An 11,980-nucleotide genomic window follows, 5' to 3' on the forward strand; every position below is an offset into this window, starting at 1 on the left:
TCTGTCGAAGGTTGCCGACGCGCGGCGGCCGCCGTCCTGGCCAGACTGGCCGGACACAGTCGGATCGATCACGTGGCCGGCCCGCCGCCGCGACCGGACCGGGAGGACGCATGCACTACCTGACAGCCGTCGAGATGCTGGAACTGCTGCGCGCCCGGCAGGTCAGCGCGGTCGAGTTGCTCGACGCCCACCTGCGCCGCATCGAGGAGGCCAACCCCCGGGTCAACGCGATCGTCACCCTGGTCGCCGAGCGAGCCATGGACGAGGCGAGAGCCGCCGACCGCGACATGGCCAGGGGCGTCTGGCGGGGTTCCCTGCACGGGCTGCCGGTCGCCTACAAGGACCTGACCGACACCGCCGGCATCCGCACCACGTACGGCTCGCGCCTGTTCGCCGACCACGTGCCGGAGCGGGACGCGCTGATCGTGCGGCGGATGCGCGAGGCCGGGGCGATCACGATCGGCAAGACCAACACCCCCGAGTTCGGCACCGGCTCGCACACGGTGAACGAGGTGTTCGGCGCCACCCGCAACCCCTACGACCTGTCGCGCTCGGCGGGCGGCAGCAGCGGCGGGGCCGCCGCGGCGCTGGCCTGCGGGATGGTGCCGCTGGCCGACGGCTCCGACATGGGCGGCTCGCTGCGCAACCCCGCCTCCTTCTGCAACGTGGTGGGGCTGCGCCCGACCCCGGGGCGGGTGCCCTCGCCGTCGCCGACGGCGGCCTGGTTCACCCTGGGCGTGGCGGGCCCGATGGCCAGGACCGTGGAGGACCTGACCCTGCTGATGAGCGTGGTGGCCGGCTTCGACGAGTCCTCGCCCCTGTCGATCGCCGAGAGTGGCGCGGTCTTCACCGAGCCGCTGGACCTGCTGGACCTGACCGGGCTGCGCATCGCCTGGAGCCCGGACCTCGGCGGGCTCCCGGTCGACGCCGAGACGGCGAAGGTCACCGCGGAGGCCCCGGCCGTACTGGCCGGGCTGGGCGCCCGCGTCGAGCGGGTCGAGCTCGACCTGTCCGGCGCCGACGAGGCGTTCCGCACCTACCGGGCCTGGTTCTACCTGCTGTCCTACGGGGACCTCCCGCAGGAGGACCTGGGCGAGAACGTCCGGTGGAACGTCGAGCGGGGCCGCGCGGTGACCGGGGCCGACCTGGCCCGCGCCGAACGGCTCCGCAGCGACCTCTACCGGCGGATGAGCGTCTTCTTCGACACCTACGACTTCCTGATCGCTCCGGTCAGCCAGGTGCCGCCGTTCCCGGTGGACGCGCCGTACGTCTCGGAGATCAACGGCGAGCCGCTCCCCGACTACCTGGCGTGGATGCGCTCGGCCTACTGGATCAGCGTGCTGCACGCCCCCGCCGCCTCGGTGCCGTGCGGGTTCACCGGAGGCGGGCTCCCGGTCGGCGTGCAGATCGTCGGGCGCCCCTTCGCCGACCTGCGGGTGCTCCGGCTGGCCCACGCGTTCGAGCGGGCCACCGGTCACGGCTCCCGCAGGCCCGCCCTGCGCTGACGCCCGCGCCGGGGTCCGGCTCCCGACTTCCCGCCGGTCCGGCCCCCGCCTCCGGTCTACTTCCCGCCGATGTCGTAGGTCGACAGCGGCCCGTAGGGGTCCTGCCCGGCCAGGGGGCGGCGCAGCGGCGACTCGCGATATCCCGCGACGGCCTCCAGCGTGAAGAAGACGCCTGCGGCGAGCATCGGCCAGGCGACGATCACGCCGGGCGCGGTCAGCTCCAGCGGCCCCGGGACCAGCGGCGCGCCCGGCCCGGAGGCGGCCACGACGCTGGCGCCGAAGTTCACCGCCCCGCCGACCGTCATCGTCAGGTACGCGGCGACCAGGCCGCCCGCGGCCAGGCCGAGCACCACCGCGGGCGGATGGCCCCTGCGCGACAACACGTGGCCCACGGCGCCGCAGACCAGCCCGAACGCGCCGGTGACGACGGCGAACCAGCCGTCGGCGGCGATGAGCGCCTGGGTGGAGGGGTCGGCGAGGACCGCGCCCTCCTGCGTCACGACGTACGGCGGGCGGGGCGCGAGCAGCGACCACAACGCGCCGGCGACGACCCCGAGGAGGCTGAGCACGAGCACGGCCACGGCGAAATCGCGCGTATACCGCACTGTGGTTCTCCCCTCATTCCACGTAGACCGGCCCGATGGTACCCGCTCCCCGGTTTTTGCCATATCGAAGGCATCGATCGAATCCCGTTACGCTGTCGGGGTGAATGAAGAGGTATGGCTGATCGAGCCCTCCGGCCCCCTCCGCGGCGACGTCGAGGTCCGCGGGTCCAAGAACGGTGTCTCCAAGCACATGGTCGCCGCCATGCTGGGGGTCGGCGAGAGCGTGATCCACAACGCTCCCGACGTGGGAGAGGTCGGCATCACCGCGCAGATGCTGCGCGCGCTCGGCATCAACGTGGAGATCACTCCGCGCGAGATCGTCATCGAGCGGGGGCCGGAGATCAATCCGCACGTGCCCGCCGCGTTCACCGGCCTCAACCGCATCCCCATCCTGATGCTCGGCCCGCTGCTGCACCTGGCGGGCGAGGCGTTCGTGCCGCTGGTCGGCGGCGATCCGATCGGGCGGCGGCCGGTCGACTTCCACGTCGAGGCGCTGCGCTCGATGGGCGCGGAGGTCGAGGTCAGCGACACCGGCATCTACGCCAAGGCCAAGCGGCTGCGCGGCACCCGGCTCGAACTCCCCTACCCGAGCGTGGGCGCCACCGAGACCATCCTGATGTCGGCGGTCCTGGCCGAGGGCAAGACCGTGCTCAAGGGCGCGGCCATGGAGCCCGAGGTAGTGGAGCTCGCCCTGTTCCTGCAGCGCATGGGGGCGCTCATCGAGCTCAGCCCCGACCGGCGCATCGTGATCGAGGGCGTGGAGCGGCTGCACGGCGCCTCCACCTGGCTGAACGGCGACCGGATCGAGGCGTTCTCCTACCTCGCGGCCGGCCTGATCACCCGCGGCGAGGTACGGGTGCACGGCTGCCCCCAGGACCGCCTGGTCACCGCCATCACCACGCTCGCCCGGATGGGCGCCCGGCTGGACATCACCGACGACTACCTGTCGGCCTCGGCCCCCGACGGGCTGCGCGCGGCGGCGGTGCAGACCGACACGCACCCCGGGTTCATGACCGACTGGCAGACGCCGCTGATGGTGCTGTTCACGCAGGCCCAGGGCATGTCGGTGCTGCACGAGACGGTGTTCGAGAACCGGCTGGTCTACGTGCCCGCGCTGCAGAAGATGGGCTGCGAGATCGAGGTCTTCGACGTCTGCCTCGGCGGCCCCGCCTGCCGCTACCACGACACCAACGCCAAGCACTCGGCGGTGGTGCGGGGCGTGTCCAAACTCCGCGGCGCCGACGTGACGCTGCCCGACATCCGGGCCGGCTTCTCCGCCGTGCTCGCCGCCGCGGCCGCGGAGGGCACCTCCACGCTCCGCGGAGTGCACCACATCGAGCGGGGCTACCACCGGCCGTTCAAGCAGTTCGCCTCGCTCGGCCTGAAGATCAGTCGAGAGAAGGTCGGCGGCGAGTAAGGATTCGCAATCGGGTGTTTACAGGTGATCACCCGGTCGCACCTTACTATCCGTGACAGCTCGATCTGAAACGGGACACTACGCTACGGAGCGCGGCCCGGCGGCGTGCCTGCGGACCCTGGCGGTCTGCGGAACACTCGGCGGTCTGCTGACGGCGGTGGCCGCGCTGCCGCTGGTCGGCGGCGCCGGCCTGGCGGCGAAGAACGCCTCGGGCGTCTTCACCGACCTGCCGCCCGCTCCGCGTGAGAGCCTCCTGCCGGAGCGGACCGTGCTCCTGGACCGGCGCGGCAGGCCGTTCGCCCAGTTCTACTCCCAGAACCGGACGATCGTGGACCTCGACGACGTCTCGCCGGTCATGCGCAAGGCGATCGTGGCGATCGAGGACTCCCGCTTCTACGAGCACGGCGGCCTGGACGTCAGGGGGACGCTGCGGGCGCTGGTGACCAACACCACCGCGGGCAGCGTGCGGCAGGGCGGCTCCTCGCTCACCCAGCAGCTGGTGAAGAACATCCTGGTGGAGAACGCCGAGACCGACGCCGAGCGCGCCCGGGCGCAGGCGCCGAACCTCAGCCGGAAGATCACCGAGTTGCGGTACGCGCTGGCGATGGAGGCCAAGTACTCCAAGGCCGAGCTCCTGGAGCGCTACCTCAACATCGCCTACTTCGGCGCGGGGGCGTTCGGGGTGGAGGCCGCGGCCCGGCGGTTCTTCTCCGTCCCGGCCTCGAAGTTGTCCCTGCCGCAGGCGGCGACGCTGGCGGGGGCGGTGCGCACGCCGTACGGGACGGACCCCTCCCTGGGGGACGAGTACCGTCAGCGGCTCATCCAGCGCCGGAACCTCGTGCTGGACCGCATGGCCGAGACCGGGGCCGTGACCCGGGCCGAGGCGGACGCCGCCCGGCGGGCCCCGCTGAACCTCAGGCTCAGGCCCGAGCCGGGCGGCTGCGCCGCGAGCCGCCACCCCTACTTCTGCGTCTACGTCCACCGGGAGCTGCTGACCAACCCCGTCTTCGGGCCCACCCGCGCAGAACGCGAGCACCGCCTGGCCCGGGGCGGCATCGTGCTGCACACCACCCTGGACCCGGTCGCGCAGAAAGCCGCGGAACGGGCCATCTCCGCACGGGTCGACCCGGAGGACACCGAGGTCGCCGCCGAGGCGATGGTCGAACCGGGCACCGGCCGGATCCAGGCCCTGGCCGCCAGCAAGAAGTACGGCCGCAACGACGGCAACCGCAAGAACGGCCCCCGGACCACCTTCAACCTGGCCGCCGACGTGGCGCACGGCGGCGGGATGGGCTTCCAGGCCGGGTCCACCTTCAAGGTCTTCACCCTGGCCACCGCGCTGCAGAAGGGCTGGCGGTTCAACCGGGGCTTCGCCACCCCCGGCCGGTACGTCCCCGGCTCGGGCTTCGTGGACTGCGCGGGCCGCCCGGTCAACGACCCCAACGCCGAGATCTTCAACGCCGACGGCAGGCGGAGCGGCGGCGCCTACAGCCTCTCCACCGGCACGTGGAGCTCGGTGAACATCTTCTTCATGAAGCTGGAGCGGAAAGTCGGCCTGTGCCCGGTGGTGAGGACCGCCAAGGCTCTCGGCATCACCCGGGCGGACGGCATGCCGCTGCGCGAGGTCCCGACCTTCACCCTCGGCATCAACGAGATGGACCCGCTGACGGTGGCCGCGGCGTACGCCACGTTCGCCGCCCGCGGCCGGTACTGCAGCCCGGTCGCGATCATCAAGATCATCGACAGGAACGGCAGCCGCGTCCCCGTCTCGCCCACCTGCCGCCAGGCGCTCGACCCGAAGGTCGCCGACGCGGTCAACCACGTGCTGAGCGGGGTGTTCAGCAGGGGCACCATGAGGGGGCAGGACATCGGCCGCCCGGCCGCGGGCAAGACCGGGACCAACAACGACTACACCTCGGCCTGGTTCGCCGGATACACACCGGCCCTCGCCGCGGCCGTCAGCGTGGGCGACATCCGCGGCTCCTACCGCCACCCGCTGCGCGACGTGCGGATCGGCGGCGAGTACTACAGCCGGGTCCAGGGCGCCTCCCTGCCCGGCCCGATCTGGGTGGCCTCCATGACCGCCGCCCTGCGCCGCGTCCCGGCCACGCCCTTCCGCGCCCCGGACATGTCCCGCTTCGGCGGCGGCCGCATCCCGGGCCTGCTCAAGCCCTCCGCGGACGACCGCGAGCGCGGCAACCGCCAGCGCGGCAACCGCCAGGGCCGCGGCGACGGTCCCGCCCGCCAGCGCCCCTGGCGCAACCCCGACCGCTGAACCCGCGGCGACCGATGCGGCGATCAGCTCCTCTCGCCCCGCTGTCCGGAGTGGATCCGGTGCGCGTCGGCGATGACGGTGCCGGCGAAGGCGAGGACGTCGCGACGGCGGGATCGCGGTGAGGGGTACAGGGATCGCCCTTCCCGGCCCGCCGGCGGCAGGAACTCGGCCAGACCTGCGGCAATGCTGGGAAGTGTGGGCCGTGCCCGGTCCGCGCGGCGGATCCGGAGGGCTTCGTCGAGCACTCGGTGCCATCTCGCCGGGAAGGTCTGCAGCGCGTAGCGGCCGGCCCCCTCCTTGGAAGTGATGTCACCTGTGGCCAGGGTGTAGTGGAGGCGGGTGACGCCGGTGACGATCCAGACGGCGCCGTAGGCGCTCTGGGCGGCCAGCCCTTCGACGAGACCGCCCGCCTCGTCGTCGATCGCCCGCAGATAGGCGGTGACGACGTCTTCGACGGGGGCGGGAAGCGTCATGCGCCGCGGGCACCGGTCAGCCGGCGTCCGGAACATAGGCCAGGTTGAGCACGCCGGTCTGGAACGTTTCGGACTTCACCAGCTTCAGCGGGTGGGTGGGGGTGTCCTCGAACAACCGCCGGCCGTGGCCGACGGCGATCGGGTGGACGAGCAGGCGCAGCTCGTCGAGCAGCCCGTTGGCCAGCAGCCAGCGCACGGTCGTCGCGGAGCCGGACATCTGGATGTCGCCGTCGATCTGCTGCTTGACCTCGCGCAGCCGGGCCGCGACGTCACCGGAGACGACGGTGGTGTTGTTCCACTCCGCCTTCTCCAGGGTGTTCGAGACGACGTATTTGGGGACGTCGTTGATGAAGGCGGCGAAGTCCTGGTCCTGACCCGTCGTCGTCCAGTACGCCGACCACTCCTCGTACAGCTTGCGGCCCATCAGGAACGCCCCGGCGCCCTGCATGCCCTCCTCGACCACGGCGCCCATCTCGTCGTTGAAGTACGGGAAGTGCCACTGGTCCGGTGACTCGACCACGCCGTCCAGCGAGATGAAGAAGTTCGAGACGATCTTTCCCATTGCCCTGCTCCCCTCCCCCCTCGAAGATCACGAGGGGTGACTCAAGTCCCACGGCGCGGATCGATGGACTCACCGGCGGAGGCCGTCCGACCCTGCACACCTCGAAGCTAGCGTCCCGCCACGACATTTCCCGCGCCGAGGTCCACGTGTTCCGTATCGAGGTCACCCGCTCCCCCTGAAACCGCGTCCCCGTGCCGCGGGCCCGGCGCCGTAGCGGCGGCGCCGATCATCACCGTCCCGCGTCTCGCCGTACCGGCGCCGGCTCCTTGGCCTGGGTGCGCGCCGTACCGGCGCGATCCGAGCCGGTACGGCGGGACGGGGTCAGGCTCCCAGGCAGGCGGGGCCCAGGAGTTGCTTGAGGTCGCCCATCAGGGCCGGGGAGGGAGAGACGCGCAGACGGTCGTCCAGACGCATGACGGTGGTCTTCGGGCCGTTGTGGATCTGGAGGCGGACCTCGGTCGTGCCGGGATGGGTGGTCAGGACCTCCTTGAGCCGGCCGACCACCGGGGGCGTGCAGCGGTTCAGCGGCATGCTCACCAGGAGCGGCCCGCCCGCCTCGGTGGTGAGGTCGGGGACCGTCACCTCCATGGCGATGATCTTTCCGACGTCCTCGCGTTTGTCCAGGCGGCCCTTGACGAAGACGATGGCGTCCTCGGCGATGACCGTCGAGCAGAGCTGGTACGCCGAGGGGAAGATCATCACCTCGATGGCGCCCTCCAGGTCCTCCAGCATGGTGAGAACCCAGGTGTCGCCCTTCTTGGTGACCTTGCGCTGGACGCCCGAGAGGATGCCGCCGACGGTGATGACCTGGCCGTCGGGGCGGCTCTCGTCCTGCAGCGCGGCCACCGAGCAGTCGGCGCCCGCGGCGAGGATGTGCTCGACGCCGAAGAGCGGGTGGTCGGAGACGTACAGGCCGAGCATCTCCCGCTCGAAGGCCAGCAGCGTGGTCTTGTCCCACTCCCCCGGCGGGATCTGCACGTCGAAGGTCTGGTCCTCGACGCCCTCGACGGCGCCGAACAGCGAGTCCTGGCCGATCGCCTCGTTCTTCTTGATGTCGATGATCGCGTCGACGGCCTGCTCGTGGACCATCACCAGGCCCTTGCGGACGTGGCCCATGGAGTCGAAGGCGCCGGCCTTGATCAGGGACTCGATGACGCGCTTGTTGCAGACGATCGCGGGGACCTTGCGCAGGAAGTCCTTGAAGTCGGTGAAGCGCCCCTTCTCCTTGCGCGCGGAGATGATCCCGTCGACGACGTTGCCGCCGACGTTGCGGATCGCCGACAGGCCGAAGCGCACGTCGCTGCCGCGCGGGGTGAAGTCGAAGTCGGAGTCGTTGACGTCCGGCGGGAGGACCTTGATGCCCATGCGGCGGCACTCGTTGAGGTAGAGCGCCGACTTGTCCTTGTCGTCCTTGACGGAGGTGAGCAGCGCCGCCATGTACTCGGCCGGGTAGTTGGCCTTGAGGTAGGCGGTCCAGTAGGAGACCAGGCCGTAACCGGCGGTGTGGGCCTTGTTGAAGGCGTAGTCGGAGAACGGCAGCAGGATGTCCCACAGGGCCTTGATCGCCGCCGCGGAGAAGCCGTTGTCCTTCATGCCCTGCTCGAAGGTCTCGAACTGCTTGTCCAGCTCGGCCTTCTTCTTCTTGCCCATCGCCCGGCGGAGCAGGTCGGCGCCGCCCAGGGAGTAGTTGGCGACCTTCTGGGCGATGGCCATGACCTGCTCCTGATAGACGATCAGGCCGTAGGTCGTGTCGAGGATCTCCTTGAGCGGCTCTTCCAGCTCGGGATGGATCGGGGTGATCTCCTGCTGGCCGTTCTTGCGCATCGCGTAGTTGGTGTGGGAGTTGGCTCCCATCGGACCGGGACGGTAGAGCGCGAGCGCCGCGGAGATGTCCTCGAAGTTGTCGGGGCGCATCAGGCGCAGCAGCGAGCGCATGCCGCCGCCGTCCAGCTGGAAGATGCCGAGCGTGTCGCCCCGGGCCAGCAGCTCGTACGTCCTGACGTCGTCCAGCGGCAGGTCGAGCAGCTCGATCTTGTCGCCGGTGTTGGCCTCGATGGCCTTCAGGCAGTCGTCGATGATCGTGAGGTTGCGCAGGCCCAGGAAGTCCATCTTCAGCAGGCCGAGCGTCTCGCAGGTCGGGTAGTCGAACTGCGTGATGATCGCGCCGTCGGAGTCGCGGCGCATGATCGGGATGTAGTCGGTCAGCACCTCCGACGACATGATGACGCCGGCGGCGTGCACGCCGGTCTGCCGGATCAGGCCCTCCAGACCCCTGCCGAGGTCGACGGCCGCCTTGACGTCGACGTCCTCCTCGTACAGCCTGCGCAGCTCGCCGGCCTCGTTGTAACGGGGGTGGTCCTTGTCGAAGATGCCCGACAGCGGGATGTCCTTGCCCATCACCGCGGGCGGGAACGCCTTGGAGACCTTGTCGCCGAGGGCGTAGGGGTAGCCGAGGACGCGGGCGGCGTCCTTGATCGCCGCCTTCGCCTTGATGGTGCCGAAGGTGGCGATCATCGCGACCTTGTCGGCGCCCCACTTCTCCGTCACGTAGCGGATCACGTCGCCGCGCCGGCGCTCGTCGAAGTCGATGTCGACGTCGGGCATGGAGACGCGCTCGGGGTTGAGGAAGCGCTCGAAGATCAGGCCGTGCGGGATCGGGTCGAGGTCGGTGATGCCGAGCGCGTAGGCCACCAGCGAGCCCGCCGCCGAGCCTCGGCCCGGGCCCACCCGGATGCCGTTGCGCTTGGCCCACATGATGAAGTCGGCGACCACGAGGAAGTAGGACGGGAAGCCCATCTGGATGATGACGCCGAGCTCCTTCTCGGCCCAGGCGCGGTGCTCCTCGTCGTAGCCGTCCGGGAAACGGCGGTCCATGCCCTCCCAGACCTGCCGGCGGAAGAACTCCTCCTCCGTCATGCCGTCGGGGACCGGGAAGGTCGGCATCAGGTTCTTGAACCCGAACATGCCCTCCGGCTCGACCTTCTCGGCGACCAGGAGCGTGTTGCGGCAGCCCTCGGCCCACAGGTCGGAGGAGTCGATCGCCCGCATCTCGTCGGCGGTCTTGATGTAGTAGCCGCTGCCGTCGAAGCGGAACCGGTCGGGGTCGGACAGCTGCTTGCCGGTCTGGATGCACAGCAGCGCGTCGTGCGAGGCGGCGTCGGACTCGTAGGTGTAGTGGGAGTCGTTGGTGACCAGCGGCGGGATGTTCAGCTCTCTGGAGATGCGGGTCAGCCCGTCGCGGACCCGGCGCTCGATGTCGAGGCCGTGATCCATGATCTCCAGGTAGTAGTGCTCCCTGCCGAAGATCTCCTGGAACTTCGCGGCCGCGGCGAGCGCCTCGTCGTACTGGCCCAGGCGCAGGCGGGTCTGGACCTCGCCCGACGGGCAGCCCGTGGTGGCCATCAGGCCCTCGGCGTGCTCGGCCAGGATCTCCGCGTCCATCCGGGCCCACTTGCGGACGAAGCCCTCGGTGTAGGCGCGGGAGCTGAGCTTCATGAGGTTCTTCAGGCCGCGCTCGTTGCGCGCCCAGATCGTCATGTGGGTGTAGTAACCACCCGCCGAGACGTCGTCCTTCTTCTGGTGCGGCTCACCCCACAGCACCGGCTTCTTCTGGTGCCGGGAGGCCGGGGCGACGTAGGCCTCGATACCGATGATCGGCTTGATGCCGGCGCCGGTGGCCTGCTTGTAGAAGTCGTAGGCGCCGTGCATGTTGCCGTGGTCGGTGATCGCGATGGCGGGCATGCCCAGGTCGCCGACCTGTTTGAACATCTGCTTCAGCCGAGCGGCCCCGTCGAGCATGGAGTACTCGGTGTGAACGTGAAGATGTACAAACGAGTCTGACATGCGGCCTCGTCCTCCCCTTGTCGCGCTCCGGCGAGGGAAGCTTACGCGCGTTTCCCCGCCCCCGGGGGAACGCGCCGCGGGATCCGATCCGGGCGGGCCTAATCCCGGCGGGCCGCCCGGCGCCCCTCCGCCAGGCGCAGTCCCGCCTCGATGACGGCGTTCATGATCGGCGCCAGTCCGGCCTCGCCCAGGGTGGGCGCGCGGCGGGCCATCTCGGCGACCAGGCGGCGCTCGCGGTCGACGTCGCGGCCGGCGAAGCCGCCGACCGGCTTCAGCCGCTGGATGGTCCCGGCCAGCTCGACGCGGCGCTCCAGCAGGACCGCCAGGGCGGCGTCGACGCGGTCGATGGCGCCGCGCGCGGCGAGCACGGAGCCGGGGTCCTCGCGGCGGGTGACCGCGCCGACGACCTTCACCGCCTCCCGGGCGGCGGCGACGGTCTCCGGAGCGGCGTGCGGGGCCAGGAGCAGGCCGTCGGCGCCGGCGGCGACCGCGGCCGCGGCCAGCGCGGGGTCGTCGCCCAGGCTCGCGAGGACGGGGCGGCCGGACCTCTCCCCGGCGGCGCGCATCAGGGCCAGGTCGAGGATCGTCCCGGGCTCCTCCCCGGAGCCTCCGGGACCCCCGGGGCTGCCGGAGCCCGCGCGCACACGGCTGCCGGTCTCGCAGAGCACGACCTGGTCGTTGCCCTCCGCCACGCAGTAGTCGGCGATGGCGAGCCACTCCTCCAGCGTCGCCGCGGGGCCTCGCTGGACCACCACCGGCAGGCCGAGCCGGGCGACCGCGCGGACCAGCTGGAAGTCCTGCATCCAGGCGGCCCCGACCACCACGCCGTCCGCCCCGGCGGCCGCGAGCTCCGGCAGGTCCGCGGAGGAGAACGGTTCCACCAGGATCGGCCCGGCCCACTCCGCGCGGACCCCGGCCACGGCGCCGGCCGCGGGAAGCCGCCCGTGATGGTCGCGCAGGCTGATCCAGCGCGCGTCCGCACCCGTGCCGCCGATCACCACGGCCGGGCCCGCGGCGCCCACCGCGAGCGTCCCCAGGTGCACGGCTCCGCGCTCCGCACGTGCGGTCAACGACATATCGGCTCCCGATGCTCAGCCGGCGCGCGTCCCACGAACCGGCGAATCGTAAGAAACAAAAAAGGCAGAGACGTGGGTGTCTCTGCCTTGCCGGCTCCGGATGGTCGCTAGGTCACGCGCTCACGACCGGCCCTCCGGAGCCGGCTCGGTAAACGTGAAATAGCGGTTCATGCGGCCAACCATAGGCCATGACCGCGCCGTACGCCACCTGACGGACAGGCGTC

8 protein-coding genes are annotated in these 11,980 nt (G+C 71.0%); 3 read left to right on the forward strand and 5 right to left on the reverse strand.

Going from position 1 to position 11,980, the window contains the following annotated elements; all coding sequences use genetic code 11:
• The first annotated feature begins 110 nt into the window (after positions 1–110).
• Complete coding sequence (locus IEZ08_RS05200) at positions 111–1,505, forward strand: amidase (RefSeq protein WP_068922724.1); 1,395 nt, start codon at positions 111–113, stop codon at positions 1,503–1,505.
• A gap of 56 nt (positions 1,506–1,561) precedes the next feature.
• On the opposite strand, the gene IEZ08_RS05205 is transcribed toward IEZ08_RS05200, so the two are convergent.
• Positions 1,562–2,110, reverse strand: a complete 549-nt coding sequence (locus IEZ08_RS05205; RefSeq protein WP_189241769.1) for a hypothetical protein — start codon at positions 2,108–2,110, stop codon at positions 1,562–1,564.
• A gap of 100 nt (positions 2,111–2,210) precedes the next feature.
• On the opposite strand from IEZ08_RS05205, the gene murA reads away from it, so the two are divergent.
• Both murA and IEZ08_RS05215 read left to right on the forward strand, forming a co-directional pair.
• Positions 2,211–3,527, forward strand: coding sequence for a UDP-N-acetylglucosamine 1-carboxyvinyltransferase (gene murA, locus IEZ08_RS05210; RefSeq protein WP_189241770.1), 1,317 nt, complete (start codon positions 2,211–2,213; stop codon positions 3,525–3,527).
• A 52-nt stretch (positions 3,528–3,579) separates the two neighbouring features.
• Positions 3,580–5,802, forward strand: coding sequence for a transglycosylase domain-containing protein (locus IEZ08_RS05215; RefSeq protein ID WP_189241771.1), 2,223 nt, complete (start codon positions 3,580–3,582; stop codon positions 5,800–5,802).
• A gap of 23 nt (positions 5,803–5,825) precedes the next feature.
• Here IEZ08_RS05215 and IEZ08_RS05220 read toward each other — a convergent pair whose 3' ends face one another.
• The 4 genes from IEZ08_RS05220 to IEZ08_RS05235 all read right to left on the reverse strand — a co-directional run bounded on the left by IEZ08_RS05220 (position 5,826) and on the right by IEZ08_RS05235 (position 11,756).
• Complete coding sequence (locus tag IEZ08_RS05220) at positions 5,826–6,275, reverse strand: aminoglycoside adenylyltransferase domain-containing protein (protein WP_229802932.1); 450 nt, start codon at positions 6,273–6,275, stop codon at positions 5,826–5,828.
• 16 nt (positions 6,276–6,291) lie between these two features.
• The gene (locus tag IEZ08_RS05225; protein WP_068922720.1) at positions 6,292–6,837 is read right to left on the reverse strand and encodes a dihydrofolate reductase family protein; all 546 of its coding nucleotides are present in this window, start codon (positions 6,835–6,837) and stop codon (positions 6,292–6,294) included.
• Positions 6,838–7,158: 321 nt separating this feature from the next.
• Positions 7,159–10,680 carry a DNA polymerase III subunit alpha gene (gene dnaE / locus IEZ08_RS05230; RefSeq protein ID WP_068922719.1) on the reverse strand — a complete coding sequence of 1,174 codons (3,522 nt, stop codon included), beginning with the start codon at positions 10,678–10,680 and terminating at the stop codon, positions 7,159–7,161.
• A 98-nt stretch (positions 10,681–10,778) separates the two neighbouring features.
• The gene (locus IEZ08_RS05235; RefSeq protein WP_084779931.1) at positions 10,779–11,756 is read right to left on the reverse strand and encodes a chorismate mutase; all 978 of its coding nucleotides are present in this window, start codon (positions 11,754–11,756) and stop codon (positions 10,779–10,781) included.
• Positions 11,757–11,980: the final 224 nt, after the last annotated feature.

It is taken from the genome of Planobispora rosea (assembly GCF_014648175.1).
Classification (GTDB): domain Bacteria; phylum Actinomycetota; class Actinomycetes; order Streptosporangiales; family Streptosporangiaceae; genus Planobispora; species Planobispora rosea.